This is a genomic window from Streptomyces sp. NPDC001492 (assembly GCF_053597275.1).
Genome location: NZ_JBSFHW010000023.1, coordinates 66237 through 88745, shown reverse-complemented (window position 1 = coordinate 88745; position 22509 = coordinate 66237). Strand labels below are relative to the sequence as shown.

Genomic DNA, 22509 nt, shown 5'->3' with positions numbered 1-22509 from the left:
CTCACACCTCCTCGGTGAAGCTGAAACCAGGGCAGCCGCCGTGTGGTTCGTGGGGGCGGCTGAGGATGGCTCGGCTGCACCGGACGACACGCGCCTCCTCGCCGCTGCCGTCTGCCGCGGGCTGCACCGGGACGGCGGGCGCGTCGAGGACCTCGCACATGCCGCACTTGAACGCGGGTGATGGGGCCCCGCCTTGCGCCCACGGGCACGTCTCGCGGTGCATGTCCCGGGCACGCTTCAGCTTGTCGGTGAGCGCGGACGCCCCGTGGCCGTACTCGTCGACCATGAGGCTGAGGCGCTTCACCTGCTGCTGGGCTTCCCCGAGGGCGGCCTCGTGGCTGCACTCGATCGGGTCGGGGCAGCCGTCGGTGTCGGGCTGCTGCGCCTCGGCGGCCAGACGGCGCAGCAGCGCGGTCGGTTCGCCGCGCTCGATCCGTGCCGCGTTCAGCTCCAGCGAGCGCGCCGCGTCCTCGGTCCACGTGTCCGAGTACCTATCGCGGAGGTGCGCAGCACAGGCACGCGCGGTCGCCGCGATCACGGCGGCCCGGTCGGCGGGCGGCGGCAGCACAGCCAGCACCGGGACGGCGGCCTCGCCTGCATTGATCCTCGCGGTCTCCCAGTCCGAGAAGTTCGCGAAGTACGGCGCCAGCGCCTCGGCGATGCGGGCACGGAGGTCGGTCTGGTCCGGCGGCGGGGACGACGCCGGGACAGCGGGCGGCTGCTCGTCGCCGCCGTCCTCGATTCGCTGGATCACCGCCCGCATCTCGTCCGCCCAGTCGGCGGGCACGTGGATGGGCACGTTGTCGCTGCGGCAGGCCGTGGTGGCGAGGTGGCCGTGGTTGTCGCCGCGCCAGCACCACCAGCCGACATGCTCGAACGGGTCTTCGTCGGACTGCGGGGTCGGGTTGTCGGTCACGATCACAGTTCCCCTCGGTGCTGAAGCTCGGTTCGGAAGAGGCCGACGACGGCGGGCAGTTCGTCTCCCGGCTGCGCGGGACGGAACCGGGCGGCTTGGTCGGCGTGGGTGGCGGCGAGACCGAGGGCGGCTTGCAGCACCTCGGTGGGTTCGTCGCGGAACGGGCGGTCGGTCGGGTCGGTCATGGTCAACTCCAGTCGTTCGGTGGGACAGTGGCCGCAGACCTCGCGCCGCTACCGACGGCGCGAGGTCGCTTCGTGGTCACGGGGTGGCGGTCAGGGCGCGCGCCACAGCCAGGGCGGCGGACAGATCGCAGGTCTCCGGCGAACACCAGCTGGAGCACTCCTCGTGGCCGTCCTCCAGAGCGTTGGAGGCCACGGCATCCAGCAGCAGGGCGAGCGGCTCACGGGCCCGGACGAGCGCGGCTACAGCGGGCGTTGCGGTCATCGCCCCGCGGAACGTGGCGCCGCGCAGGAACTCGACAGCGGCCTGAAGCTCCGCGCGGGGCGTGGTGTCGGTCATGGCGGTCACTCGCTCTCGGTGGCAGCCCACGCGGCGACCGCCCGCTTCACGGCGTCGGCCTCGTGCCAGTACGGCGCGTGCCCCTCAGGCACCGGGTCACCGGCGAGGAGGGCACTCACCGTCGCCACGACCGATCCGGGGTGGGCGTAGCGGCCGAGTGCGGGCAAGAACTGCGGCTCCTCATTGCCGCCCCCGGCGCGCCGTTCGGCGTACTGCCACTGCTCGGCCGGGTGATCCCACAGCAGGAGCATTCCGTCCGGGGCGACCGCGTCGGCGATGGCGGTGTGGTCGCCGCTCCACAGGAGGACGGCGTTCAGCATCGTGGCACCGTCGTCGTCGGTGCGGTACGGGTCGGTCTCGGCGTCGGACGTCCACCAGCCGTCGGGCTCCAGGCCTGCGGCGGTCAGGGCGATGACGACGGCGCGGATGTACGGGTCGTGCGGGAGTTCACGGGTCTCGGTCATGGTCAATTCCTCCTGGTTTGCGGTGGGTTGGAACGGTACGGGGTGGCACTGACAGCGGGACTCGGTTCGGATCGCGAGGCCGCAGAACCGGCTTGAGAGGCGCTGGGAGTGTCCGGAAGCTCCCGGGCGACCCGGAACGGCTACGGGACGCTCCTAGGCGCTCTCAGGCGCCCGGACGGGGCAAGCCAGCGGCGGTGGAGGTCTCGAATCCCGTCCGCACCCACCCGGGTTGTGTCGGGCCGGGCAGCATCCCGGGCAATGCACGTCGCCAGCGGCACGGCGGTCAGGTCGTGGATCAGCAGCCGGGCGTGCGGGGCAATCACCCGCAGCCGGGCCAGGTCGCGCGGGTCGACGTTCGTCCTGTCGACGATCACGTCCCGGCCCGCGGCCAGCACCGCGGCCACCTCCGCCTCGTAGACCCGCTGCACCCGCAACCCCCGGCCCGAATGCGGATCCCACACCGGCGGGCAGTCCGGCCACACCCGGCGGCGGACGTCGTCCAGGTCGACGTGGACGGCGCCCGTCTCGGCGGCGATCAGGCGGGACAGTGTCGACTTACCGGACGCCTGCACGCCCATCGGGGCGTGGATCGTGGCCTGGCGGCCGTCAACGCGCGGCACCGGGGGCCTCCACGGCGGGCTGGCAGGCGCTGCACGGCACGGGGACCTCTCGGACGACGTCGCCGCAGTCCTCGGACTCCGCGTGCTCGGGGTCGACGCCGGAGCCCTTGCATCGGTCGCACTCGGCGGTCGCCTGGTCGGCCAGCAGATACAGCAGGTTGACCGCGTCGTCGTCGCGGTCCGTTGCCTCCAGCGTCTCGGCGGCCCGGCGCAGGACTTCGGCGTCATGCCGGGCGAGCGCGGCAGCCGCGTCGTCCTTCGGCGCCTCGACGCCGACGGTGGCCCGCGACAGGAGGAACAGCGCACCGAGCGCATTGCTGCCGGGGTCTTCGAGGTCGTAGCAGAGCGCGGCCAGCGCGGCACGGGCCTCGACCGCCGGGCCTTCCAGCTCGGCGATGCGGGCACGGAGATGGTTCAGCTCGGCCTGCTCGGCGTCGGCGAACCGCCGGGCGACCGCAGTAGCCGTGCCCGCGATGTTGCGCGGATCATCGACGACAAGGCTCGTGCCCTCGGTGCCGCAGTGCTCCCACACCGCGGCGGCGATCGCCTCCATCAGCTCGTCGTTGCCCACCCACGCCCCGGGAACGGCGTCGTGCCCGTCGGCGGGATGCGTGTCGTGGGCCCACCATCCGCCGGTCGGGGCGTCGATGTAGGCGATGGGGGTCACGCAGGTGCGGCAGAGAGTCCGCGGCTCGGATGCGGCGGTCGTGTCGGTCACAGGTGTCTCCTCGGGTCGGGTGCGGGTGGTGGCGTGGTGCGGCAGACGGGTGGGGCGGTCATGCGGCGGCTGGGTAGGGTTCGGGCAGACCCGGGCGGCTAGACCCCGCCCGGGTCGCTGCGTTCATCGGCTGCGGGCGGCGAGACGCTGCCGGCCGGCGTCGGTCACGGACACGCGCTTGCCGCCGGCGAACCCGTACTCGATGTGGATCAAGTCGGCGCCGCTCAGGGCTAGCCACGTGTCGACGGATGCGCGGTAGCCGTCGTGCGAGCCGAGGCTCCACACCCGGCGCCCGCGGCTGTCGGAGTAGATCAGCGCCGGCTCGGCGTTCTTCGCGATCTCCCGCAGTAGCCGCAGCGCCGTCGGGCCGTCCGCGTTCGGCTTCGGCCGGGCCTTCTTCGCGGCCTGCTGCGCTGTGGCTACTGCGTCCAGTTCGCCAGCGAGCTTCCGGCCGGCCTCGGTGAGGCTTAGCGGACCGTCGTCGTCGTGCTCGTCCCAGCCGGTCACGAGGTCGTTCTCGAACAGGGGCGGGAATGTGCGGCGGTTGAAGTCGATGGTGCTGCCGTCGAGGTGCCAGCGTCCGCGGCCGGCGTACCGGACGGCAACACCGTCGCCCTTGTCGTGGCGGGCGAGCTCCCGCAGGAGCTTCTGCGAGGCGGGGGTGAGGTCGGTCATCGGTTCTCCTTTGCGGGGATCGTGGCCAGCGACGACCACCAGGTCTCGCAGGTCTCGGGGTTGTCGGGTCCGGGCCGGCGACTGAAGTCCTCCGTCGCCCAGACCCGGTACTCGTAGGTGCCGTCAGGCCATGGGCCCTTGATCTCGCGGATGGTCGCGGTGCCGGCTCGGGCTGCCGGCCACTGCTGGCCGTAGTGCCGGACGCGGGCGCCGATGGGGAGCGGATGGCTCATCCGGTCACCTCCGCGGGCCATGCGAGCTGCCGGCGGTGTCGGGTGCCGGCGATCGGGGCCATGCACCAGTGGTCGCCGCCGTGGCCGCGCTCGCGTTCGCAGAGCTGGCCGGCGTGCATGTCGTCGCCGGGAAACAGGGCCGGGCAAAGCTGGTCGTCGTCGAGCTGGCTGGTGTCGCCAGGCGTGACGAGGTGCGCGCCGTCGTGGCCAGCCGGCTTGATGCAACCGGCGCCAGGAGCACGGTCCTCGCCGAAAGTGCACATGCCGTTGACGTAAGAGTCGGTGGTCATGCTGCGGTTCCTTCCTGGTGGTGGGGTTGGGTGGCCGGCTCGACGTCCGGCAGGGGCACGTCGTCGACGGCGGGCTCGGGGAAGATCGCGGCGAGTTCGGCGTCCAGCCACGCCCGGTACTCGGCGCGCGTGTACCGGCCCGCCTCAACCCAGGCGCGCTTCGCCTCGGCGATCGCGTCCTTGCGCCAGCCCGGACGGAACGGGCGCTCGAGGCGCTCCCCGCACGACCATGAATCGCCACAGCCCAAGCAGGTGACCATCGGCCCGTAGTAGGGCCCGTGATCGTGGCCGGCCATACGGCGACGGCGGCCCTCCGTCGGGCAGGCGAGGATGCGGCGGATCGGGAACGACGGCGGACGGCAGATGATCGGGGTGGTCATGCGGCGTAGTCCTCCTGTGCGGCCCATCCGCAGGTCCAGGTGTCGCCGCAGTCGGGGCAGCGATAGGTGGCGAGGAGCCCGCCGGGTCCGCTGGGGACGAGGCTGATCGGCGATATGGCGGGGCTGTCTTCGGTGAGGCAGCGGTCGCAGGTGTCGAGGTAGAGCATGTGGTTCCTCCTGTCGGATAGATGGGTCAGGTCTGGGCCATGTCGACAAACCGGGCATAGTGCCCCTGAAAAGCGACGGTGATCGTGGCGGTGGGGCCGTTGCGGTGCTTGGCGACGATCAGGTCCGCCTCGCCGGCGCGCGGGGTTTCCTTGTCGTAGGCGTCCTCGCGGTGCAGGAGGATCACGATGTCCGCGTCCTGCTCGAGGGATCCCGACTCGCGCAGGTCGGAGACCATCGGCTTCTTGTCCTGCCGCTGCTCCGGTCCACGGTTCAGCTGCGACAGGGCGATGACCGGGACCTGCAGGTCCATGGCGAGCGTCTTGAGGCCGCGGCTGATCCGGGAGACCTCCTGCTGCCGGTTGTCGTTGCGGCCCTGGGATTCGCCGCTCATCAGCTGCAGGTAGTCGATGACGATCAGGCCGAGACCGTGCTGCCGCTGCACGCGACGACAGTGCGAGCGAATCTTGGCGAGGGTGATGCCGGTATCGGCGACGATGAACAGCGGCGACGACTGCATGTCCTTGCCGGCCTCGACCAGCTTCATGACCTTGCCGTCGTCGACGGGCCCCTTGGCCTTCATCCAGTGCAGCGGGTAGGTGGCCTGCGCGGACAGGAACCGCTTCTCGAGTTCCTTGCGGCCCATCTCCAGCGAGAAGAACGCGGTGGGGATGTCGTTGCGGATCGCGGTGTAGCGGGCGAAGTCGCCGGCGAGCACGGACTTGCCCATGGCGGGCCGGGCGGCGATCAGGATGAACTGGCCGGGCTGCAGGCCGCCGGTGAGGGCGTCGAAGTCCATGAAGCCGGTGAGCAGGCCGAGCTTGGGGCCGTTCTCGCGGATGTCGACGACCTCGGCAACGGTCTCCATGATGTCGACGCCGATGGACAGGTCTTCGTCGCCGGCGTCGGTCAGGCCGGCGAGGCCTTCGAGGGTGTCGTAGGCGTTCTGGATGATCTCGTCGGGGCTGTACGCGCCGCTTCGGGCTTCCTGCGTCATGCCGCTGCCCGCGGCGAGGATCTTCCGCAGGACGGCCTTCTCGCGGACGACCCCGGCGTAGTACTCGGCGTCCGCGACGGACGGCAGGGCCTGGACGAGGGTGAACGGGTAGCCGTGACCGCCGCAGCGGGCCAGGTCGCCGTCCCGCTCAAGGCGGTTGGTGAGGGCGATCTGGTCGTGGGGGGCGCCTTCGTTGTGGAGATCAACGAGGGCCCGGTAGATCGTCTCGTGGTTGGGGCGGTAGAAGTGTCCGGGCTCGAGGATCTCGACGACTTCCTCAATCACCCGACTGGAGATGATCATTGCGCCGAGGACGGCGCGCTCGGCATCCAAGTCGATCGGCGGGATGTCCTTGAACTCGCCCTGCTCGTCGTAGTCGTGGTCGTGGGTCATGAGGCCTTCCTGAAGTCGGTGCCGGTGAAGGTGGCGAACGTGGATCCGCCATCGGCGAAGCGAGACTGAGTGCGCGGGCCGAGCGGCTCGAGCGTCGGCAGGTTGGTGGAGATCAACGTGGGCAGCTGGTTCTGCCAGCGCGCGTCGATCAGCTGGGCGATCGCGTCGACCGTCCACGGGTACAACTGCGTGGCACCCAAGTCGTCGAGGGCGATCAGCGGCGCCTCGCGCCACGTCTGCAGCCGTTCATGGTTGACGGGCCGGTCTGCGGCGGCCTTGAACTCGAAGTCGGACACCAGGTAGTAGCGGCCGAACCAGCCGCGACGGATCAGCAGTTCGCCGATCTTCCACAGATGCCAGGTCTTCCCGGTGCCGGGCTCACCCATCAGCAGCAGTGAGGCGTGCGAGCCGGCCAGGAAGTCGCTGATCCACTTCTCGATCTCGGGCCGCACCGGGTGATCCTCGGTGAAGGACTTCGGGCGGCGGGCCAGGTAGCGGTCGAGGGTCTGCGCGCGGATCTCGTTGCGGGCGGCGGCCTGCATCGCGTCATGGCGAGCACGCCGCTCTTCGGCAGAGGTCATCAGAAGGGCCTCGCGTTCTTGTAGTCATCGGCAGTGGGCGTGGGCGCAGCGGCGCCGGTGGCGGGGTGAGGGCGGTTCGGGCCGGTCCAGCCGCCAGAGACGGCACGGAGTTGAGGTCGTCCGGCCGGCTCGGGCTGAAGCGATTCCCAGCGGCCAATCCAGGCGACGACGCTGTCCGGCTCACCGCGCTGCTGTGCGGCGTTGGTGGCGGAACGGACCATGAGGTCGACCCCGAGGCGCTCGACCTGGATGCGGATGCGCTCCCAGTCGCTGAACTTCTTGATGTCCCAGGCGACGGCTCCGAGTCCGGCTGCTGCCAGCTCTTGCGCGAGGGGCTGAAGCGCGTCCGGGAATCCGTTCTTGCGGTCGGCCCAGCTAGCAGCAGTAGCTACGTCAGTAGCTACTGCTTGGGTCGGGGCGGGCCGGGACGCGCGCGCGTGAGGCGGCTCGGAGTCCCCATGGGACATAGAGTTCTGACCTGCGCCTTTACCTGAAACTGGCGAAGAAAAACCGTCGAAAAACTCAGGTTTTTCTTCAGTTTTTCCGCCGAAATCCGAGCCGTTTTGGTGCCCATTTCGCGGCGGAGGCGTCCCGTCCGGCTGTCCGCCAGCCCGCTGAGCCCGCTTCTTCTCCGCCTCCCGCTCGCGCTCGGCGAGCACCCTTGCGCGGCTCGGGTTGTAGCGGAGGTAGTCGTGCATCACGAAGTCGCCAGGCATCGGCTGGGCGCAACGACTGCAGCCGTGGCCGTGCTCGTGCCACAGGCCAGCCTTCAAGAGCTTGGCGATTTGTGTCTGAGTGCCCTCGGCCGCCGTCTCGGCGGGGACAACGCCGTCAGTGAGATAGGCGGCGGCATAGGACCCGCACATCACCCACAGGCCGATGGCGGACTTGCCGGCCCGGCGCATCTTCGGGTGCGCGTGCGCCGTGTCGTCGACCTTGAACCAGGGCATCAGCTCTCCCCGGCAAGCGGCTGCGCGGCAATTTCCAGCGCGGAAAGATGCCGGGGCAGGCAGGTAGTCAGGTCGGTGTCCTGGTAGGCCCCGGCCGTGACGGCGGCGACGAGGACGTCGTTGAGGTAGAAGTCGGCGTCGGCGGCCACGCGGTTGTAATGGGCCAGGAAGGCGGCCCGCTCTTCGGCCTCGGGCCAGCGGTTAGCGCCCGCACGGAAACTGCGCGACCACAGGTCAGCGGCTCGCTGCCGGAAAGCGTCAACTCCCGTGTGCTCGATCTCGTTCGCTCGCAGACCCTGGTGCAGCTCCGACGAGTGGTGGAAGCCGGCCAGTACAGCCGCACGCCTGATCCGCCCCAGTGCCACGCCTGCATCCGCGAGATCGTCGACCTGACTCTGGACGACGGTGTAGAGGAAGCCCTCGGGTGGCGCCGTGTACGTGGCTGCCCCATCGAGGTCGGACCACGCGTCGCACCAATCGATGACGATGTCCGCCCGTTCCTGATCGGCGGCGCCAGCCATCGCGTCTTCGATGGTTGAGAAGCCGGCGGACCCCCCGTGCGAGGCTGCGGCGATGAGTCGCTCCGGATCCACCCAGTCGGTGTTGGCCTCGATCTGCGAGAGGCTCCGCACGAATGCGGCATGTTCCTCATCTGAGGGCGCCGCTTCAAGGTCTGACGTCCAGTTGTGGACCCAGATGTCGAGCGCCGCCTGTCCGACGGAGCTGAGGACGCTGGCGGGCCTCTTGACCTGCGGGGCGACGATCTCGCGCGCCCGTTCCTGTAGGTCTTTGATCATGCGCCAGGCGATTCCGCAGGCGTAGCGGAAGGTGTTGTCGACCCTGACCGTCGGATTGGTCATGGCCTTCTCGATGATGTCGGGCAACACCTCCTTGGGTAGGCCGGCCTCATAGAAGGTGTCGAGGCTGCTCTTCCAGCTGTCCGGCAGTTCGACGCGCACGGTCTTCCAGCCGTCTTCTCGAGTCCACTTGCTCCAGGACTTTTCGAAGTGCTTGCGGTAGGCGATCTTCGGCGCCAGCGTGTCGCGCAGGTCGCCAGCGGCCTGCTTCATGGCTGCGGCCCATCGCAGGGCATCGTCTGCGACGTCGGCGACGAGCGGCGCGTCCGGACTCGTGGACGTCTTCCCGCTGTTGCAGTCGTGGCAACTGGTGGCGAGGTTGGTCGGTTCGTCGCCGCCACCAAGCGCGACCGGGGTGACGTGGTCAACGCGCAGCGGAACTTCCGGGGCGGATCGCCCGCAGTACCGGCAGGTGTACGAGTCCCGCCGGAGGATCTCGTACCGGAGGCGCTTGGAGACGGCCATGAAGTGGTGTCCTTTGATCGTTCTGTACAGCGGTGTCTGCGAGCGCGAAAAGCCGCACGGGGACTGAGAATTAACGCTCCCGTGTACGTACACGACCCTACCCCTCGTGTACGTACACGGCAACGTTCTATCTGGCGTTCGTGTGCATACACGCGCTACGCTCGGGCTATGGCAGAGAAGGAGACCCACACCCGAGCGCGCCCCGTCCGAATCCCCAAAGAGGACTGGGACGAGCTCGGCGCGCTCGTGGGTGAGCGGGAGAGGTCGCGGCTCATCCGCGAGTTCGTCTCCTGGTACCTGCGTCGGCCCAAGTCCGTTCTGCCGAAGCGGCCCGATTCGCCGAAGTCCTAGCTGCTCCACGTCCCCACTCCCTTCCGTCTCCCTGGGCCCCGCTTGGCGGGGCCCTTCTCGTGCGCCCTAGGCGCTGGTCAGCTCACGTCGGGGATGACGAGCCAGGCCGGCTCGCCCTTCGGAGTCACGCCCAACGCCTCGGCTGCGGCGGCCAGTTGGGCGTTCCACATCTGGTACTCGTCGCTGCTGGTGGCCTGCGGGTCGACGGCCTTGTAGCCGCCGAGGCGGGTCTCGGTGCACTTGGTGACGAGGAAGGTCTTGTCGCGGTCGTAGCTGCCGGCGAAGAGGTGTCCGACTTCGGTGCCGCCGGGGATGCCGCGGTCGAGGGTGTCTTCGTCGGTGTCGGGGATCTCGATGCCGTATGCGAAGTAGGCGGAATGGAAGAAGCCCATGTCGGGTGGTCCTTTCGGTAGTTGGGGCCTAGGCGGCGAGCGCTGTCTCGGTGGCGGCCGGCGCTGGGTGCCGGACGAGTTCCTGCTGCAGGTGCTGCTTGGTGACGCCGAGTCGGGCGGCGGCCTGTTCGACGGTCACGCCGTAGGCGAAGAGCTCGCGGGCGTCGGAGGCGAGGAGTTCGCCGCGGCCGACGCCGTAGAGCGGCTCGAAGTGCGGGTCGTCGATGTCGTCCATGCGGTCGGCCCAGTACTTGGGTGGCGCCCACCGGTTGGTCTTGGCCCATTCGCGGGCTTGGCGGGCTTTGTGCCGGGGGACACCGTTGCGTTCGGGCCGGAGTTCGGCGAGGCGCGGGTAGCCGGCGGTGATGCGGTCGCGGGTGAAGGCGTAGATGCGTTCGGTGCGGAGGATCTGTTCGGCCCGCTGCCGGTTCATGTCGAGTTGCCGGCCGATGTGGAGGAGGGGCCAGCCGTGGGCCACGAGGGCTTGGATGCGCCGGTGGGCGCCGGTGGCGTCGACACGGGACGGGGATGCGGCGGCCGGTTTGATGGCGAGGACTTTCGCGGCGAATTCGGCGGAGGTGCGGTGGCGCAGGCCGCGGCGGGTGCCCCGGCCCTGGATGAGGTCGGTGATGTTTTCGCGGTCGGTTCCGACGAGGTCGGCGATGCGCCACGGGGTGAGGCCGGCGGCGATAAGGCGCTGTACGTGTTCGCGGACGGGTGCGGCGTCTTCGAGGGGCTGCCAGGTTCCGGCGCGGAGGGCGTTGGCGCGCTCGCGGGCCCACGCGTTCTTGCGCTCGACGCATTCGGGGAGGCGGCAGCCGTAGTTGGTGTAGCAGGTGAGGGTGTTGTGGTGGGGGGCTTCGCGGACGGCGGTGGTCACGGCTTCTCCTTCCGGGTCTGGGCGGTTGCCGGCAGTTCGTCGGCGAGGATCTGGTCGACCTTCTTGCTGGCCTGTCGGAGCGACCGTCGGATGGACCAGGCGGCGAATGCGGCGGCGGCCACGGCGGGCACGAGCCACCCCCAGTTCCCGGCCAGCCACGCGCCGACGGGCTGCAGGTTGTCCCCGGCGGTGAGCCAGGCGCCGTACAGGTCGGGGTTCACGTCCGCCTCCCGGATGCGCGGCGGACGATGAGCGCGTACACGACGGCGGCGACGCCGACGGTGAGACCCAGGCAGGCGAGGAAGACAGCGGCGGGGGCGCTCATGCGGCGCCTCCGCCGAGAGTGAGCCGCGCGGAGTCGAGGCGTCGGGCTGCGGCTTCGGCGTAGGGCTCGTGCCGCTCGACGCCGATGGCCTTTCGCCCGGCCCGCCTGGCGGCGTCCAGGGTGCTGCCGGATCCGAAGAACGGGTCAACGACGAGGCCGCCTTCGGGGCAGCCGTAACGGATCAGCAGGTCGAGGAGTTCGACGGGCTTCTCGGTGGGGTGGCGGCGCTGGTAGCGGACGGCCCCGGTTCGTATGACGGAGCGGGCCAGGCGGGTGCCGTTGTCGACGTAGACGTGAGCGCCGATCTTCCCGGTGTGGGGGGTGCGGGAGTCTCGGCCGCGCGCCGACTTGTCGGGTCCGCTGTAGGCGGTGCGTGGAGTGTCGGCGTGGATGCTGGACCAGGGTCCGCGGTACCAGTGAGTGACGTGTTCGTGGACGCGGCGGAAGCGGTCACGGGCGAAGCCGGAGCCGTTGCTTTTCTCCCAGACGATGTCCTGGGACATCTTCCAGTCGCTGAAGTCTGCGGCACGCTCGATGAGCATGCGCATGGAGCCGAAGCACCACATGCTGCTGGCCGCGGTCGCGGCGAGGGTGGGCCAGGCGTCGGGCCAGCGGTCCCACGCGAGGCTCGTGGACTCGTAGGGCGGGTCGGCGACGATCAGGTCAGCGGTGACGCCGAGCGCGGGCAGGATCTCCCGCATGTCGCCGAGGTACAGCTGAACGGTGTCGTCCTCGTAGAAGGCCTCCATCACGCAGCCGCCTTCCGCTGCTCGATGCGGGCGGCCTGCCGGTCCTCGATGAACTTCCGTCCGGCGCGGGTGAGGAGGTAGGTGTTGACGCGCTTTCCGCGGGCCTTCTCGTTGATCGAGACTTCTTCGCCGACTTTCCGCAGCAGCTGCGGCTCGTCGGGGTGCAGGGCGTCGTGGCCGGTGAGCTCGGCGAAGTACCGGGCGGCGCTGCGGCATTCCTGCTCGGGGACGAGGAGGCGCAGGTCGTTGGAGCCGAACGGGGCCCCGGTGTCGGCGAGGTGGAGCACGGCCTGGTCGAGGACAGCTGTGGTCCAGTCGGAGACGGGGCCGAGGGCGCCGAGGATCTCGGCGATGCGGGCCCAGCCGACAAGCTGCGTGCGGATCATGAGGCGGACTCCTCGTCGGCGAAGAGGCTGGGCTGGGGGTCGTTGTTGCCGCGGGCTTCCCACTGGCGGCGGTAGCGGTCGGCTTCGCCAGAGCACTCCTGCCGGGCGTGGAAGACCGCAGAGTTTTCGGGGAGGTCGGGGCGCCACAGGTTCGGGCCAGGGAAGCGGGCGGCCTTCTGACGGCTGGTGATGTGCTCGCCGCAGCCGAGGCAGTGGCCGGGCGGGATGTCCATGAGGACGTCGGCGATTGCGGCCTGCCGGTCGGCTTCCTGTTCAGCCTGCTCGTGGCGGCAGGGCGGGAGTTCGCCGCAGGCGGCGCAGATCATGTAGTGCTCGGGCAGGACGTCCCAGGAGTGGTTGGCCGGGCCGATGAGGTGGACGGGCTTCTCGTGGGGCTTGCCGTCGGGCTGGAGGACGAACACGTAAGGGCGTCCGCTCCAGGTGGCCTTCTCGGGCCGCTCGCCGCGCTTGCCGCCGATCTCCCAGTGTTCGAGGGCGGTCGCGTACCGCATCTCGTGCTTCTCGCCCCACAGGTCGAGCGGGCGCTCGGCGAGTTCGACGATGCGGTGCGGCTGCCGGTCCCAGATGACGAGTACGCCGGGCTTGAGCTGCACGTAGTTCGCCAGGATCTGCTTGTCGTGGACGCGCTGCTCCTGGCGGCGCATTGCGGATGAGTGCTCGCCGATCCGGTTGACGGTGGTGACAGGTGGGTGGGTGCCGCCCCGCTTGTAGTGCTGGCGTGGGTACCAACGCTTCATTAGGTGTGCTCTCCTTGTCGGGTGAACGGCCGGCCGCGCTGCCCGCGGCCGGCCTTCGCGTGTGCGGGCTACTGCGGGTCGAGCTCGTTGTTGGCGTCGGCCTGCGGCTCGGCGGCCAGCCAGGCGAGGAGCGGTCCGGCGATGTCGCGTGCTCCCTGCGGGCGCTTGATGACCTGGCGGGTCAGGGCGGGGCAGCGGGACTTGAGGACTTCGAGGGTGTTGTCGATGTCCATGGAGACGGCGACGTCGAACTCGTACTCGATGCCCTTGCGCTGCTCGGGCCGGGTTCCGACCCGCTGCGGCTTGCCGTTCTCCAGCACCCACTCGGTGTAGGAGCGCATCGAGGCGACGACGTGGCCGGGGTAGGCGAGGATCGCGGCGACCATGTCGTTCTGCATGGGGGTGCCGTCTTTCCAGCCGGCGAACTTGTTGCCGCCGTACTTCGCCTTGGCCTTCTCGACCTGGTCGAGGGTTCCGTCGGTGCCCTTCCAGAAGTGCGAGAGGCTGTCGACGAACACGGTCGGGTAGCCGGCCTCCGCAGCGGCGTCGAGGGCTCGGGCGAGGTCGCGGGGGTCGTAGCGGTCCATGGCGAGCGTGTCGAACTGGATGCCACCGATCCCGGCGTACAGGCTTGCGGCGCCCTTCTCGGTGTCGATGACGGCGAACTTGCGGCCCTCGGACAGGCCGTAGGCGATGCCGAGGCCGGTCCAGGTCTTGCCGGAGCCGGACATGCCCTGGATGGACAGGCGGGCCTTACGGCCGGCCTTGCTGGCGGGGCGGAACGCGAACTGGCTGTTGCTGCCGTTCTGTTCGGCGGCAGGGCGCCCGGTGCGGACGGGAGGCGGAAGCTGGGACATTCGATCTCTCCTAGGCGTACTGGCGCTCGACCCACGAGGGCAGCGCGGTCATCGGGTTGGGCAGGTAGCCGGGCCATTCGTCGTTCTGGCGGCAGATGGCGTAGGTGTTGAGGGCGACCTCGTTGAGGTGGCGGCCGATGCTGCGGGCCATCGGGTCGCAGGTCGTGACGACGACCAGGTAGGGCGGTTCCTTCTCCTGCAGCACGAACTGGAACGGCTTCTCCGGGTCGATCAGGTCGAGGGCCATGCCGGCGTCGAGGTACCACTCCTGTTGCTGCATGTAGCCGTGTTCGTTGAAGGCCTTCTCAAGGTCTTCGCGGCGGCAGGAGCGGGCGGTCTTGTAGTCGACGATTTGGCCGTCGTGGCGCAGCCAGTCGAAGCGGGCGCGCCGCCAGACGCCGTTGTCCTCCCAGAAGGCGGACTGTTCGGCGACTCCGGAGTCGGGCTCCAGGAGGTTGGAGGCTTCCGGGTCGAGTCGGACCGCGGCGACCATGGCTTTGACTTGCCTCAGCTCGGACGGCTTGAGCGGGGTCTTGCCTTCGGCGCGGATCGCGGCGACATCAGCCTTGACGGCGTTGGTGGTCCACTTCTCCGCGTCGACGACGACCAGTTCTGGGCCGTTGCCGAGGAGGAGGGTGTGCGCGGCGGTGCCGAGCTCGAACTCCTTCTTCGGCGGCTCGGGGTGCTCCGACCAGTACTTGAACTTGGCGGGGCAGTCCTTGACGAGCTTGCGGGCGCCTGTGGAGGAGAGGCTGCCGCCGGGTATCGGATCCTGGTGGTAGGTCTCGGCGTCGATGTCGTACAGGCCCGGCTCGACCTCGGCCGGCGCCTCCACCTCCACCGCGGCGGTCATGCGGCGTCTCCGCGCATGCGCGACAGGGCCTGGCCCGCCATCTCGCCGAGCTGGTCGTCGCTGGCCGTGTAGAAGGCGTCGGGAACAGTGATGGCGTCGTACAGGTCGCGCGCCCAGCGGGCGTCGCCGAGTGCCGTGTGCGCGACGTCGGCGGCAGGGCGGGGAACGCCGACCGCCTCGGAGGCGCTGTACGACTTCCACGGGAAGCCCAGCCGGGTACGGACCTTGCCGTAGGGGGCGGCGTCGCACGTCGCGTGCGTGACCCTTTCGGCCTGCCCGTACAGATAGCCGGCGGCGAGGGTGGCGATGTCGATGGGCCGGTAGTGCCAGGGCTTGGCGTCGTCGTAGTAGCGGGCGAACAAGTTGCGGATCATGTCGGCGTCGAAGCTGGGGTTGGAGCCGATGAGGACGGCGCCGTTCAGCAGCGAGTACATGCGGGTCGCGGCGGTGTGCGGGTCGTCCCACGTCCAGCCGTCGGCGGTGGTCCGCTCGTGGTAGCGGTTGATCTCCAGTGCCTTCGGGTCGGCGTTGCCGAGGTCGGGCCGGATGCGGAAGACGTGCTCGGTGTCGTGGCCGTCGCGGCGCACGATCAGCGCGAACTCCCACGCGTCGTGCATGAACGGGTCGAGACCGGTGGTCTCCGTGTCGCCGAACACGAGGAGTGTTGTGGGGCTGTTGGTGCTCATGTTTCCTGCTTTCGGGTAGGTGGTGCCTTGGCCGCCAGCCCCGACGGGGGGTGTGCGGGGCTGGCGGCCTCGGCTGGCCGCGGATCCCGCTTGGGGGAAGGCAGGCTCTACGCGGCCGTCTATGGGTGGTGTTGGGCGCCGCTTCGGCGGGAGGGTGCACCGCCGAAGCGGCGGGCTACTGGGTGATGCGGCCGGGGTCGAGCACGGGTCCGAGGAGTCCGGCGTCGCGGGCTTCCCAGAGGGCGGTCACGTTGATCGGGCCGGTGGCCTGGTCTTCGATCGCCGTGGTGTCGCGGACCATGGGCGGCACGGTGACCGCGGTGGCGTTGGCTTCGGCGGCGATTTGGGCGCCGAACCTGGCGCGCAGCCGCAGGGCTTCCGCCATCCACTCGTCGCGTTCCATCCGCATCTGCGCCGCAGCTTCTTCGGCCTCCCCGCGCAGCTGCTTCTCCTGCTCCCAGGCGGCGTTGGTGGTGGTGACGTCGTGCAGGAGGATCGCGAAGAAGTCGTCGGCGGCCATCTGCCGGGTGAGGAGCTTGCGGTTCTCCTCGCGCAGCTCGGTGACCTTGTCGACGGCACGTCGGCTACCGGGGCCGCGGAAGGAGGAGGGGATGAGGTCGTTGAGGGTCACGACGCCTCCGCCTTGCGCACCTCGGCGGCAGTGCGGCAGAACACGTCGGTGTCGTGGGCGACGCTCGACGCACTCTCGTCGTTGAAGGTGAACCGGACGAAGTTGACCGGCGCGTAGACGCGGAGGATGCCGGTGACGGTCAGCCACTCGGTGCTGTCGGTCTCGCCGTTAGTGATGAAGCGGATCTGCCAGCCCTCACGGACACGGTGGGCGGGGCGGTACTGGCCGATCTCAGCGGCGGTCTCAGGCATGGTGGGCCTCCTCCAGAAAGCTGCGGTCGATGTATCCGGCGGCCTCGCTGTCGGCGAAGTCGCGGGCGGTGCGGAGTGCGTGGGCGGTTTCGGTTTCGATGGCGATCAGCAGCCGCAGTTCGGTGATGCGTGCCGTCAGGCGGGCGTTCAGCAGCCGGACGAGGTGGTTGAACAGGCCCGCGGTCGGCGACAGGTACGGGGCCGGGGCGGTCACCACGTCACCGTCCGAGCGGCCTCCCGCAGTGCCTTGATGACGGCGGCCTGCGTGAGACCGGCGCCCCGCTCCCACTCGCCGGCCGGGCACGCGAGGTGGGCGGAGAGGGCGTCGAAGGCTTGGAGGGTGGCGTCTTCGGCGTCGGGGGCGCCTTTGCCGGGGACGAAGCCTGCGGCCTGGTCGATGGCGCGGATGATGGGTTGGCGGAGCGGGTCCCAGCCTTCGGCTTCGACCACGGCTGCCGCGTCGGCGAGGACGCCGGCGATCCGGGAGCGGGTCACGGACAGGGCGAACATCAGGCCACCACCTGTCCGTGGCGTCGCAGCCACTCGCGGCGCATCGCGTACTGGGCGTGCACGCGGTCGACGGCGTCCAGGTACTCCGGGATCGTCTGCGGCTTCATGCCGTGCGCACGGCGCCCCCACAGGGCCTCGACGGCGAGGACGGAGTCCATCTCCAGGTCGGCGAGTGGGCGGGGTTCGATTGCGGTCGCCATCACGCCACCGCCGCGGTGACGAGGGCCAGGTTGGGGGCGTAGCCGATGAGTTCGACGTGGGCGTCGGCGACGGTCGCGGCGGCGGTGAGGACCATGGTGGTGCCGCCGGACTGTGTGTTGTGGCGGACCGCCTCCGGGGAGATCCCCAGGGCCTCGCGCCAGGCTTCGAAGCCAGCGAGGTCGCCGTGAACGGACAGGGTGAGGCGGTTGGGGTAGTGCGGCGACACGCCCAGGTGCGGGGCGGGCAGGTTCGGGTGGTCGGAGGCCAGGAGGCGCATCAGCGCCATCGAGCCGGACAGGTCAGCGATGGTGGTCACAGCGCCTCCTTGGCGTTGCGGTTGCTGGCTTCGCGGGCGGCCACCCACTCGGCGAAGCCGGGGTACGAGTCGTTGGTGGCGAGGAGTTCGGGGTGGTGGACCATGCGGGCGTCCAGGTAGAAGGCCAGCCGGTCCGACTCGTCGGTGGCGTGTGCGGCGGCCTGGCGGAGGAAGGCGTCCGCCTCGACGACGGCGAGCTGGATGTCCAGGGCAGAAAGGTCGATGGTCATCGCTCACCGGCCCGGGCCATTGCGTCCGCCAGCGCGCGAACCTCTGCCGCCGTCTTGGCGTGCGCGGTGGCACCACCCGGGTACACCAGCTGGATCAGGGCCTTCGTCCGCTGCTCCTGCTCGTCCGCCCAGGCGTTCGCGGCCTGCATCCCCTGCGCCCGAAGGAGCCGAAGCCATTCGGCATTCCACTCCTCGGCGGTTCCGGAGACGGCCACGGACGCGAGGTAGTGCCCGTAGGAGACGGGGATGCCGACGTTGCCTGTGCGGGCGTCGTCCTCGTCCATCAGGTCAGCGAGGCGGCGAAGCGTGGCCGCCTCCACGACGGCCCGCGGCACGTCCAGGCGGAACAGGTCGACGGTCATGACACCGCCTCCGCCTGCTTGTCGTCGCCGAGCGCGGCACGCTGCACCGGGGCGACCCAGTCGGGGACCGGGATGGGGTTCTCCCAGCGCATCGCGTTCCGCTGCTCGCGGTCGCAGATGTCGAGGACAGCGGAGATTCGCGCCTCGGCGCTCTCGGCCCGCTCCCGCCACCGCTGCTTGCCGTCGATGTGGTGCTGGACCGTGCGACGCAGCTCCGGGAGCGTGGCCCTCTCCAGGAAGGCGAGCGCCTCCCGCGCCTCGTCGCGTTCGGCGCGGACCGCGGACAGCTCGGCGAGGAGAGCGCGGATGTCCTCGCGAGCGTTGAGGGTGAGAGCCCGGTCCGCCCCGGCGTCCTCCCCGTCACCGAAGTTCAGGGTTCCGACACCACGCAGGTACGAGCCCTGGAGGTAGGCGTAGAAGTGCTTGCCGTACTTCGGGTACTCCTCCCACGGACCGTCAGTTGCGGCCTCGGCACGGGCGGTGATCTCGGCTTCGCGCTCCGGCGACAGGCGGTTGGTGAGCGCCGCCTCCTCCTCAACGGAGATCTCCGGGACGCCTCGGTCATCCATCGACGCGAACGACTCGCTCATCGCGCACCGCCGATCCGGGCGACGAGCCGCGGGTTCCAGGCGCCGAGCACCTTGTTCGCGGCGGCGATCTCCGCCAGCGCCCACTGCCGGGCCTCCTCGTAGCGCGGGCCACGCGACAGGCGGAAGCAGTACGCCGCGTTCTCGGCGCGCTTCTCCGCCTCCAGGACACGGGCGGGAATCTGGGAGCCGACCTGCACGGCCACCGCGTCCGGGACCGGGACCGCGGGGAGATTCAAGGCGATCACGAGGCACCGCCCTGGGTGCCGTCGTTGTCCTCGGGGCAAGGGAACGGCTCGCAGTCGCCAGAGTGCGCAGAGACACGCTGGCACTCGTAGCCGGGACCAAGGTCCTCGCCGCAGGTGCTCGACGAGCTGGAGTTGACGGTCTGGGATGATGGCATTGGTCTGCCCTTCTGTTCATGGATGGTGTGGGTGGATCGCGCGACCTTCGGGTCGCAGGGCCCCGGCTGCCGCTCGCGACGGCGGTTGGGGCTTTCGCCGCTAGGCGGCGGCGCGGGCCGGCCGGGTCATGGAGCGGCGCAGGCGGGCGATCTTGGTGCGGTCGGCGGGGACTTCGCAGAGCTTGCGGATCTCGCGCATGTTGTCCTCGCTGAGCCACTTCGAGCGGCCCATGCGGGTGTGGGGGAAGCCGTGCTGGTTCAGGCCATCGAGGAGCCAGCGGTAGCCGCAGCCCATCTCGCGGGCGGCTTCCTTGGGGTCTCGGTATCCGTCGCGGCGCATCAGTGCGCCGATGTCGACGGTCGTGGGGGTGTTGGGGGCCGACATGTTCACCTCTCTTCTGTGAGCTCTTCTGGGGGTGAGAGCTGTTCGTCTGTTGCGCTGAGGGCTGTGCGGAGCCGGATGTAGCGCGGGGGTCCCATCCGCTCCCGGGTGCCGGTTTCCAGCCGCTGGAGGTAGCTGCGGGATATGCCAGCTCGGTCGGCGGCTTCTCGGACTGAGAGGCCCAGGCTCTTGCGCTGCTTGCGGAGCGAGGGCCCGTGCACCAGGTAGGTGGCTGGGGTTCTTGCCATGCACAGAATCTACGCGTTTCTACGAGTCTCCGCTACCGATACTTAGCGGTAACATGCAGAAACACGCAAGATCTTGGTTGCTAGACCAGAGCCCGAATGGGTCCGAGGGTTAAGGTTCCGGACAGAAACAGGGGTGTTCCTAGCTGTTCCTGAGAGCTCCTGCGATGATGTGCGTCATGGCACCCCCCTTTGACGAAAGTGCACTTCAGCGACTCGCCACGCTTGTCATCCAGCGACGCTCCAGCCTCGGGATGAACAAGATCGATGTCGCCCGCGCTGCCCAAATCCAGATCAACACCTACTCAAAGGTGGAAGAGGGCAAGTCGGTGCGACCCGTGACCTACGGGAAGATCGAACCTGTCATCGGCTGGGCAAAGAGCAGCTGTCTGGAGATCCTGCGAGGAGCGGCAGGCCCGACCCTGATCGAGCCTGGCCCGGCCGGTGCCGTCTTCTCCCCCGTCCGCAGCACCGACCTCGCCGACGACATCGCCGCCGCCGTACAGGACGCGGCCGTCTCCGTCAGTGACACCCTGACGGCAGCCGAGATCCGTGAGTTGAAGCAGCGGGTAGTGGAGGAGCTCATCAAGCGAGGGAGAATCTCCGAAAATGATCGAGATTGATCACTTCAGGCGTACAACCATTTGACTTTACGGTTTCGTTATAGCTTCACCCCCTGTCACTCAGGACGAAACCGGTCACAACACTGCGTCAACGTGGCAGCATCTACGAGTACTTGGGAGGTTCCCTCTCACCCGAAAGGGGGAGCCCATGCACGAACTGCTCGCCATCGATCTGGGGCCAGACTTCAACGGCTTCCGAGGTCTGGTAGATGGGAGAATCGTGTGTGTTGCGACGCCTCGGGTTGAACACGACGTAGAAGCCAGACGCGCCGTGCGAGACCTGATCACGCGTCAAGGAGGCGACTGCGCCGCCTGCCGGGCCTGCATCATCGGCCGGCACCCGGAATAGCAGCGCAGTCGCGGCGGAGGGGCCGGCGGCAGGGGTGCCAGCCGGCCCGCCCGCAACGGCACCCAGGGGAAAACAACATGGCCTACGTCGAGTGGCGCGGAAACACCTGCCGAGTCGTGTGGAACACACGCAAGAAAGACGAGCGCGGCAAGTGGATCTATGACCAGAAGGGCGGCTTCACCGACGAGGTGGTCGCCAAGAACTATGGACTCGACCGCGAAGCCGAGATCCGCAACGACGCCTACATCTCCCGCCGCGACGGCGCCATCACCATCGGCGAGTACGCCGCAACCTGGGTCGACACCCTCGATGTCGGGCACCTGAGGGAGAAGGCCATCCGGTCCATGCTGCGGCTGCACATCCTGCCGCGCTGGGGCGAGACCGCGATCGCAGACGTGCAGCCGTCGACCTACCGGGCCTGGAAGAAGCAGCTGAAGGCGCTGCCCAACGTGGGCGACAAGTACGGGGAAGAGATCCTCACCGTCTTCTCCATGCTCATGGATGATGCTGTGGACGACGAGCTCAGGAAGTCCTCCCCCGTGCCGAAGGGGAAGAAGCAGCGCCGCGGCCGATACAAGAAGAAGCCACGTGAGCGCAAGCGGGAGATGCGCATCGAGGACGTCCACCAGTTGGCGTGCAACGCGCTCGACTTCTGGGGCCTAGACGGCTTCGTGTTCGTGTGGACGATGTCGGCCACCGGCATGCGGCCGGCCGAGCTGTACGCGCTGCGCCGCGTCTACAGCCACCCCTTCTGGCCGGCCTCCGACCCGCTTGACGACCCGGACGAAGAGGACCGCGCCGAGCGGCACACCGAAGACCTTGAGCGGTACGGGCCCGAGCTGATGCCCGCGGTCCGCGTGCAGTGGCAGCACCAGCGGGAGAAGGGCGCACTGAAGGCGTTCCCGCCCAAGTACGAGAGCAGACGCAGCCTCGTCGTGCCGGGCTTCCTGGCCGAGCTTCTGGAGCTGCTCCTGAAGAGCCACGACGGCGAGTACGTGTTCCGGGCCATCAGTGGCGGTCTGCTGGCCAACGCCAACTTCACCTACCACTATTGGCGGCCGATCGCCGATGGGCGTCCCGCCTCGCAGGAGTTCGAGCGCACGCGACTGGGCCAGCAGCAGACGGTCACCTCGCGTCGGCCCGTGCCGGAGATCCCGGCGACCGCCTACGCCGGCAAACGGCTCTACCTCCTCAGGCACGGCCACAAGGAGTGGATTGACGAGGCGGGCGGCGAGCACTCCAGGATTGCGGTGGAGACTCGCATGGGCCATGAAGTCGCGGGCGTGGAGGGCTTGTACGCGAACGTGACAACGGCGATGGAGCGGCGGATGATGGATTCGTTGCAGGAGCGCTTCGCGTGCTTCGTGCGGGAGGCGGTGTGGGAGACGGCAATAAGTTCTCCCAGTTCTCTCCCAGATGGCCTGGCCGAGTGGTGGAACCGGCAGGTCAGAGCGGCCAGGGGTGCTGACTGATGTACTGGTTCATGAAGTTCATCTCGACCAAGAGCTTCATGCCCTTCGTCTGGTACCGCATCGCGCTGGGCATCGTCATCATCGCCCTGGTCACGGCGGGCGTCCTGAGCCCGCACGCTGCGGAGTCGGCGGGCTGACCAGGGCCTGTGCGCTGCGGCGGGGGGCGGACCTCAACGCTCGGCCGCCATACGGAAGTTGCAGCTCCGGGCGGCGGCGCGAAAATCCGTGACCAAAGACATACGGCATGGGTAGCCGCCCGGTAGCGCAGTGTCAGTGCTTGCCCCTAGGCTTGGGCGCATGTCCCCCCATTCCTCAACCCCTGGTTCCGTGCGCTCCGCCGCCGAGGTCAACGAGCAGATCCGTGCGCTGTGGATGCGCGCGGGCGGCTCCCTGTCGGCCCAGGAGCGCGCGGAGTACGAGCTGTTGGTGGTCGAGTGGGCGGCGGCGATCCAGAGCGACGTCATCGAGGCGGCCTGACCGGGAG

General features: G+C 69.3%; 40 protein-coding genes and 1 pseudogene. 5 read left to right on the top strand and 36 right to left on the bottom strand.

The features are described 5' to 3' along the window. Position 1 precedes the first annotated feature (1 nt). The 15 genes from ACWC1K_RS27760 to ACWC1K_RS27690 all read right to left on the bottom strand — a co-directional run bounded on the left by ACWC1K_RS27760 (position 2) and on the right by ACWC1K_RS27690 (position 9226). Positions 2-916 carry a hypothetical protein gene (locus ACWC1K_RS27760; protein WP_450835209.1) on the bottom strand — a complete coding sequence of 305 codons (915 nt, stop codon included), beginning with the start codon at positions 914-916 and terminating at the stop codon, positions 2-4. A 2-nt stretch (positions 917-918) separates the two neighbouring features. Then, positions 919-1101 carry a hypothetical protein gene (locus ACWC1K_RS27755; protein ID WP_450835207.1) on the bottom strand — a complete coding sequence of 61 codons (183 nt, stop codon included), beginning with the start codon at positions 1099-1101 and terminating at the stop codon, positions 919-921. 76 nt (positions 1102-1177) lie between these two features. Next, a complete protein-coding gene (locus ACWC1K_RS27750) occupies positions 1178-1438 on the bottom strand; it encodes a hypothetical protein (protein ID WP_450835205.1) in 261 nt (86 codons plus the stop codon). A 5-nt stretch (positions 1439-1443) separates the two neighbouring features. After that, complete coding sequence (locus ACWC1K_RS27745; RefSeq protein ID WP_450835203.1) at positions 1444-1902, bottom strand: hypothetical protein; 459 nt, start codon at positions 1900-1902, stop codon at positions 1444-1446. 140 nt (positions 1903-2042) lie between these two features. Beyond that, positions 2043-2522 carry an ATP-binding protein gene (locus ACWC1K_RS27740; protein WP_450835202.1) on the bottom strand — a complete coding sequence of 160 codons (480 nt, stop codon included), beginning with the start codon at positions 2520-2522 and terminating at the stop codon, positions 2043-2045. Next, positions 2509-3240 (bottom strand): hypothetical protein, encoded by a 732-nt coding sequence (locus ACWC1K_RS27735; protein WP_450835201.1) that lies wholly within the window; start codon positions 3238-3240, stop codon positions 2509-2511. Before ACWC1K_RS27735 ends, ACWC1K_RS27740 begins: the two co-directional genes overlap by 14 nt. A gap of 123 nt (positions 3241-3363) precedes the next feature. Then, positions 3364-3915, bottom strand: a complete 552-nt coding sequence (locus ACWC1K_RS27730) for a hypothetical protein (protein WP_450835199.1) — start codon at positions 3913-3915, stop codon at positions 3364-3366. Then, entirely contained in the window at positions 3912-4148 is a 237-nt protein-coding gene (locus tag ACWC1K_RS27725) for a hypothetical protein (RefSeq protein ID WP_450835198.1), read from the bottom strand. Before ACWC1K_RS27725 ends, ACWC1K_RS27730 begins: the two co-directional genes overlap by 4 nt. Next, positions 4145-4438, bottom strand: a complete 294-nt coding sequence (locus ACWC1K_RS27720; RefSeq protein WP_450835196.1) for a hypothetical protein — start codon at positions 4436-4438, stop codon at positions 4145-4147. Before ACWC1K_RS27720 ends, ACWC1K_RS27725 begins: the two co-directional genes overlap by 4 nt. Then, on the bottom strand, positions 4435-4818 hold the full coding sequence (locus ACWC1K_RS27715; RefSeq protein WP_450835194.1) for a hypothetical protein: 384 nt from the start codon (positions 4816-4818) through the stop codon (positions 4435-4437). The genes ACWC1K_RS27720 and ACWC1K_RS27715 overlap by 4 nt, the downstream gene beginning before the upstream one ends. Then, the gene (locus ACWC1K_RS27710) at positions 4815-4985 is read right to left on the bottom strand and encodes a hypothetical protein (RefSeq protein WP_450835192.1); all 171 of its coding nucleotides are present in this window, start codon (positions 4983-4985) and stop codon (positions 4815-4817) included. The genes ACWC1K_RS27715 and ACWC1K_RS27710 overlap by 4 nt, the downstream gene beginning before the upstream one ends. Positions 4986-5011: 26 nt before the next feature. Next, positions 5012-6373 carry a replicative DNA helicase gene (dnaB, locus tag ACWC1K_RS27705; RefSeq protein ID WP_450835190.1) on the bottom strand — a complete coding sequence of 454 codons (1362 nt, stop codon included), beginning with the start codon at positions 6371-6373 and terminating at the stop codon, positions 5012-5014. Further along, a complete protein-coding gene (locus tag ACWC1K_RS27700; RefSeq protein WP_450835189.1) occupies positions 6370-6954 on the bottom strand; it encodes an ATP-binding protein in 585 nt (194 codons plus the stop codon). Before ACWC1K_RS27700 ends, dnaB begins: the two co-directional genes overlap by 4 nt. Beyond that, positions 6954-7904, bottom strand: coding sequence for a mucin-2 (locus ACWC1K_RS27695; protein WP_450835188.1), 951 nt, complete (start codon positions 7902-7904; stop codon positions 6954-6956). Before ACWC1K_RS27695 ends, ACWC1K_RS27700 begins: the two co-directional genes overlap by 1 nt. Beyond that, positions 7904-9226 (bottom strand): HNH endonuclease, encoded by a 1323-nt coding sequence (locus ACWC1K_RS27690; protein WP_450835186.1) that lies wholly within the window; start codon positions 9224-9226, stop codon positions 7904-7906. The genes ACWC1K_RS27695 and ACWC1K_RS27690 overlap by 1 nt, the downstream gene beginning before the upstream one ends. Before the next feature lie 168 nt (positions 9227-9394). Between ACWC1K_RS27690 and ACWC1K_RS27685 the strand changes: the two genes are divergently transcribed. Next, positions 9395-9577 carry a hypothetical protein gene (locus ACWC1K_RS27685; protein WP_450835185.1) on the top strand — a complete coding sequence of 61 codons (183 nt, stop codon included), beginning with the start codon at positions 9395-9397 and terminating at the stop codon, positions 9575-9577. A 77-nt stretch (positions 9578-9654) separates the two neighbouring features. Here the strand turns inward: ACWC1K_RS27685 and ACWC1K_RS27680 are convergent, their stop codons facing one another. The 21 genes from ACWC1K_RS27680 to ACWC1K_RS27580 all read right to left on the bottom strand — a co-directional run bounded on the left by ACWC1K_RS27680 (position 9655) and on the right by ACWC1K_RS27580 (position 19584). Further along, positions 9655-9969 carry a hypothetical protein gene (locus ACWC1K_RS27680; RefSeq protein WP_450835183.1) on the bottom strand — a complete coding sequence of 105 codons (315 nt, stop codon included), beginning with the start codon at positions 9967-9969 and terminating at the stop codon, positions 9655-9657. 28 nt (positions 9970-9997) lie between these two features. After that, positions 9998-10849: a hypothetical protein gene (locus ACWC1K_RS27675; RefSeq protein WP_450835182.1), complete on the bottom strand. Its 852-nt coding sequence runs from the start codon at positions 10847-10849 to the stop codon at positions 9998-10000. Then, positions 10846-11070 carry a hypothetical protein gene (locus ACWC1K_RS27670; RefSeq protein WP_450835180.1) on the bottom strand — a complete coding sequence of 75 codons (225 nt, stop codon included), beginning with the start codon at positions 11068-11070 and terminating at the stop codon, positions 10846-10848. The genes ACWC1K_RS27675 and ACWC1K_RS27670 overlap by 4 nt, the downstream gene beginning before the upstream one ends. Before the next feature lie 100 nt (positions 11071-11170). Continuing rightward, positions 11171-11923 (bottom strand): DNA-methyltransferase, encoded by a 753-nt coding sequence (locus tag ACWC1K_RS27665; RefSeq protein ID WP_450835384.1) that lies wholly within the window; start codon positions 11921-11923, stop codon positions 11171-11173. Beyond that, positions 11923-12309, bottom strand: coding sequence for a hypothetical protein (locus ACWC1K_RS27660; RefSeq protein WP_450835178.1), 387 nt, complete (start codon positions 12307-12309; stop codon positions 11923-11925). Before ACWC1K_RS27660 ends, ACWC1K_RS27665 begins: the two co-directional genes overlap by 1 nt. Beyond that, a complete protein-coding gene (locus ACWC1K_RS27655; RefSeq protein ID WP_450835176.1) occupies positions 12306-13067 on the bottom strand; it encodes a hypothetical protein in 762 nt (253 codons plus the stop codon). Before ACWC1K_RS27655 ends, ACWC1K_RS27660 begins: the two co-directional genes overlap by 4 nt. A gap of 68 nt (positions 13068-13135) precedes the next feature. Next, positions 13136-13924, bottom strand: a complete 789-nt coding sequence (locus ACWC1K_RS27650; protein WP_450835172.1) for an ATP-binding protein — start codon at positions 13922-13924, stop codon at positions 13136-13138. A gap of 10 nt (positions 13925-13934) precedes the next feature. After that, positions 13935-14777 (bottom strand): PD-(D/E)XK nuclease-like domain-containing protein, encoded by an 843-nt coding sequence (locus ACWC1K_RS27645; protein WP_450835170.1) that lies wholly within the window; start codon positions 14775-14777, stop codon positions 13935-13937. Next, the gene (locus ACWC1K_RS27640; protein WP_450835168.1) at positions 14774-15463 is read right to left on the bottom strand and encodes a 3'-5' exonuclease; all 690 of its coding nucleotides are present in this window, start codon (positions 15461-15463) and stop codon (positions 14774-14776) included. The genes ACWC1K_RS27645 and ACWC1K_RS27640 overlap by 4 nt, the downstream gene beginning before the upstream one ends. A 175-nt stretch (positions 15464-15638) precedes the next feature. Beyond that, on the bottom strand, positions 15639-16094 hold the full coding sequence (locus ACWC1K_RS27635) for a hypothetical protein (RefSeq protein WP_450835166.1): 456 nt from the start codon (positions 16092-16094) through the stop codon (positions 15639-15641). Beyond that, complete coding sequence (locus ACWC1K_RS27630; protein ID WP_450835164.1) at positions 16091-16345, bottom strand: hypothetical protein; 255 nt, start codon at positions 16343-16345, stop codon at positions 16091-16093. The genes ACWC1K_RS27635 and ACWC1K_RS27630 overlap by 4 nt, the downstream gene beginning before the upstream one ends. Then, positions 16338-16559: a hypothetical protein gene (locus ACWC1K_RS27625; RefSeq protein WP_450835162.1), complete on the bottom strand. Its 222-nt coding sequence runs from the start codon at positions 16557-16559 to the stop codon at positions 16338-16340. The genes ACWC1K_RS27630 and ACWC1K_RS27625 overlap by 8 nt, the downstream gene beginning before the upstream one ends. Further along, entirely contained in the window at positions 16556-16855 is a 300-nt protein-coding gene (locus ACWC1K_RS27620; RefSeq protein ID WP_450835160.1) for a hypothetical protein, read from the bottom strand. The genes ACWC1K_RS27625 and ACWC1K_RS27620 overlap by 4 nt, the downstream gene beginning before the upstream one ends. Beyond that, a complete protein-coding gene (locus ACWC1K_RS27615) occupies positions 16855-17055 on the bottom strand; it encodes a hypothetical protein (protein ID WP_450835158.1) in 201 nt (66 codons plus the stop codon). Before ACWC1K_RS27615 ends, ACWC1K_RS27620 begins: the two co-directional genes overlap by 1 nt. Further along, on the bottom strand, positions 17055-17372 hold the full coding sequence (locus ACWC1K_RS27610) for a hypothetical protein (protein ID WP_450835156.1): 318 nt from the start codon (positions 17370-17372) through the stop codon (positions 17055-17057). Before ACWC1K_RS27610 ends, ACWC1K_RS27615 begins: the two co-directional genes overlap by 1 nt. Beyond that, positions 17369-17602, bottom strand: a complete 234-nt coding sequence (locus ACWC1K_RS27605) for a hypothetical protein (protein ID WP_450835154.1) — start codon at positions 17600-17602, stop codon at positions 17369-17371. The genes ACWC1K_RS27610 and ACWC1K_RS27605 overlap by 4 nt, the downstream gene beginning before the upstream one ends. Further along, the gene (locus tag ACWC1K_RS27600; protein WP_450835152.1) at positions 17599-17964 is read right to left on the bottom strand and encodes a hypothetical protein; all 366 of its coding nucleotides are present in this window, start codon (positions 17962-17964) and stop codon (positions 17599-17601) included. The genes ACWC1K_RS27605 and ACWC1K_RS27600 overlap by 4 nt, the downstream gene beginning before the upstream one ends. Next, positions 17961-18554, bottom strand: coding sequence for a hypothetical protein (locus tag ACWC1K_RS27595; protein WP_450835150.1), 594 nt, complete (start codon positions 18552-18554; stop codon positions 17961-17963). The genes ACWC1K_RS27600 and ACWC1K_RS27595 overlap by 4 nt, the downstream gene beginning before the upstream one ends. Continuing rightward, entirely contained in the window at positions 18551-18799 is a 249-nt protein-coding gene (locus ACWC1K_RS27590; RefSeq protein ID WP_450835148.1) for a hypothetical protein, read from the bottom strand. The genes ACWC1K_RS27595 and ACWC1K_RS27590 overlap by 4 nt, the downstream gene beginning before the upstream one ends. 255 nt (positions 18800-19054) lie before the next feature. After that, a complete protein-coding gene (locus ACWC1K_RS27585) occupies positions 19055-19339 on the bottom strand; it encodes a hypothetical protein (protein ID WP_450835146.1) in 285 nt (94 codons plus the stop codon). 2 nt (positions 19340-19341) lie between these two features. Beyond that, the gene (locus tag ACWC1K_RS27580; RefSeq protein WP_450835144.1) at positions 19342-19584 is read right to left on the bottom strand and encodes a helix-turn-helix domain-containing protein; all 243 of its coding nucleotides are present in this window, start codon (positions 19582-19584) and stop codon (positions 19342-19344) included. A gap of 176 nt (positions 19585-19760) precedes the next feature. Between ACWC1K_RS27580 and ACWC1K_RS27575 the strand changes: the two genes are divergently transcribed. From ACWC1K_RS27575 to ACWC1K_RS27560, 4 genes and pseudogenes are all read left to right on the top strand, one after another. Beyond that, complete coding sequence (locus ACWC1K_RS27575) at positions 19761-20204, top strand: hypothetical protein (protein WP_450835142.1); 444 nt, start codon at positions 19761-19763, stop codon at positions 20202-20204. A gap of 426 nt (positions 20205-20630) precedes the next feature. Then, positions 20631-22025, top strand: coding sequence for an integrase (locus ACWC1K_RS27570; protein ID WP_450835140.1), 1395 nt, complete (start codon positions 20631-20633; stop codon positions 22023-22025). A 5-nt stretch (positions 22026-22030) separates the two neighbouring features. Continuing rightward, positions 22031-22162 (top strand): annotated as a pseudogene (locus ACWC1K_RS27565) (undecaprenyl-diphosphatase); the annotation flags it as partial. A gap of 160 nt (positions 22163-22322) precedes the next feature. Further along, the gene (locus tag ACWC1K_RS27560; RefSeq protein WP_099927297.1) at positions 22323-22502 is read left to right on the top strand and encodes a hypothetical protein; all 180 of its coding nucleotides are present in this window, start codon (positions 22323-22325) and stop codon (positions 22500-22502) included. The last annotated feature ends 7 nt before the right edge of the window (positions 22503-22509 follow it).

Excerpts from the sequence above, each read along its gene's own strand:
- ACWC1K_RS27695 (WP_450835188.1), bottom strand. The coding sequence starts at position 7,904 with ATGCCCTGGTTCAAGGTCGACGACACGGCGCACGCGCACCCGAAGATG.
- ACWC1K_RS27620 (WP_450835160.1), bottom strand. The coding sequence starts at position 16,855 with ATGTTCGCCCTGTCCGTGACCCGCTCCCGGATCGCCGGCGTCCTCGCC.
- ACWC1K_RS27745 (WP_450835203.1), bottom strand. The coding sequence starts at position 1,902 with ATGACCGAGACCCGTGAACTCCCGCACGACCCGTACATCCGCGCCGTC.
- ACWC1K_RS27715 (WP_450835194.1), bottom strand. The coding sequence starts at position 4,818 with ATGACCACCCCGATCATCTGCCGTCCGCCGTCGTTCCCGATCCGCCGC.
- ACWC1K_RS27750 (WP_450835205.1), bottom strand. The coding sequence starts at position 1,438 with ATGACCGACACCACGCCCCGCGCGGAGCTTCAGGCCGCTGTCGAGTTC.
- ACWC1K_RS27580 (WP_450835144.1), bottom strand. The coding sequence starts at position 19,584 with ATGGCAAGAACCCCAGCCACCTACCTGGTGCACGGGCCCTCGCTCCGC.
- ACWC1K_RS27720 (WP_450835196.1), bottom strand. The coding sequence starts at position 4,438 with ATGACCACCGACTCTTACGTCAACGGCATGTGCACTTTCGGCGAGGAC.
- ACWC1K_RS27605 (WP_450835154.1), bottom strand. The coding sequence starts at position 17,602 with ATGACCATCGACCTTTCTGCCCTGGACATCCAGCTCGCCGTCGTCGAG.
- ACWC1K_RS27690 (WP_450835186.1), bottom strand. The coding sequence starts at position 9,226 with ATGGCCGTCTCCAAGCGCCTCCGGTACGAGATCCTCCGGCGGGACTCG.
- ACWC1K_RS27615 (WP_450835158.1), bottom strand. The coding sequence starts at position 17,055 with ATGGCGACCGCAATCGAACCCCGCCCACTCGCCGACCTGGAGATGGAC.
- ACWC1K_RS27650 (WP_450835172.1), bottom strand. The coding sequence starts at position 13,924 with ATGTCCCAGCTTCCGCCTCCCGTCCGCACCGGGCGCCCTGCCGCCGAA.
- ACWC1K_RS27570 (WP_450835140.1), top strand. The coding sequence starts at position 20,631 with ATGGCCTACGTCGAGTGGCGCGGAAACACCTGCCGAGTCGTGTGGAAC.
- ACWC1K_RS27560 (WP_099927297.1), top strand. The coding sequence starts at position 22,323 with ATGTCCCCCCATTCCTCAACCCCTGGTTCCGTGCGCTCCGCCGCCGAG.
- ACWC1K_RS27645 (WP_450835170.1), bottom strand. The coding sequence starts at position 14,777 with ATGACCGCCGCGGTGGAGGTGGAGGCGCCGGCCGAGGTCGAGCCGGGC.
- ACWC1K_RS27730 (WP_450835199.1), bottom strand. The coding sequence starts at position 3,915 with ATGACCGACCTCACCCCCGCCTCGCAGAAGCTCCTGCGGGAGCTCGCC.
- ACWC1K_RS27595 (WP_450835150.1), bottom strand. The coding sequence starts at position 18,554 with ATGAGCGAGTCGTTCGCGTCGATGGATGACCGAGGCGTCCCGGAGATC.
- ACWC1K_RS27680 (WP_450835183.1), bottom strand. The coding sequence starts at position 9,969 with ATGGGCTTCTTCCATTCCGCCTACTTCGCATACGGCATCGAGATCCCC.
- ACWC1K_RS27710 (WP_450835192.1), bottom strand. The coding sequence starts at position 4,985 with ATGCTCTACCTCGACACCTGCGACCGCTGCCTCACCGAAGACAGCCCC.
- ACWC1K_RS27685 (WP_450835185.1), top strand. The coding sequence starts at position 9,395 with ATGGCAGAGAAGGAGACCCACACCCGAGCGCGCCCCGTCCGAATCCCC.
- ACWC1K_RS27630 (WP_450835164.1), bottom strand. The coding sequence starts at position 16,345 with ATGCCTGAGACCGCCGCTGAGATCGGCCAGTACCGCCCCGCCCACCGT.
- ACWC1K_RS27700 (WP_450835189.1), bottom strand. The coding sequence starts at position 6,954 with ATGACCTCTGCCGAAGAGCGGCGTGCTCGCCATGACGCGATGCAGGCC.
- ACWC1K_RS27600 (WP_450835152.1), bottom strand. The coding sequence starts at position 17,964 with ATGACCGTCGACCTGTTCCGCCTGGACGTGCCGCGGGCCGTCGTGGAG.
- ACWC1K_RS27640 (WP_450835168.1), bottom strand. The coding sequence starts at position 15,463 with ATGAGCACCAACAGCCCCACAACACTCCTCGTGTTCGGCGACACGGAG.
- ACWC1K_RS27725 (WP_450835198.1), bottom strand. The coding sequence starts at position 4,148 with ATGAGCCATCCGCTCCCCATCGGCGCCCGCGTCCGGCACTACGGCCAG.
- ACWC1K_RS27575 (WP_450835142.1), top strand. The coding sequence starts at position 19,761 with ATGGCACCCCCCTTTGACGAAAGTGCACTTCAGCGACTCGCCACGCTT.
- ACWC1K_RS27660 (WP_450835178.1), bottom strand. The coding sequence starts at position 12,309 with ATGATCCGCACGCAGCTTGTCGGCTGGGCCCGCATCGCCGAGATCCTC.
- ACWC1K_RS27755 (WP_450835207.1), bottom strand. The coding sequence starts at position 1,101 with ATGACCGACCCGACCGACCGCCCGTTCCGCGACGAACCCACCGAGGTG.
- ACWC1K_RS27655 (WP_450835176.1), bottom strand. The coding sequence starts at position 13,067 with ATGAAGCGTTGGTACCCACGCCAGCACTACAAGCGGGGCGGCACCCAC.
- ACWC1K_RS27585 (WP_450835146.1), bottom strand. The coding sequence starts at position 19,339 with ATGTCGGCCCCCAACACCCCCACGACCGTCGACATCGGCGCACTGATG.
- dnaB (WP_450835190.1), bottom strand. The coding sequence starts at position 6,373 with ATGACCCACGACCACGACTACGACGAGCAGGGCGAGTTCAAGGACATC.
- ACWC1K_RS27665 (WP_450835384.1), bottom strand. The coding sequence starts at position 11,923 with ATGGAGGCCTTCTACGAGGACGACACCGTTCAGCTGTACCTCGGCGAC.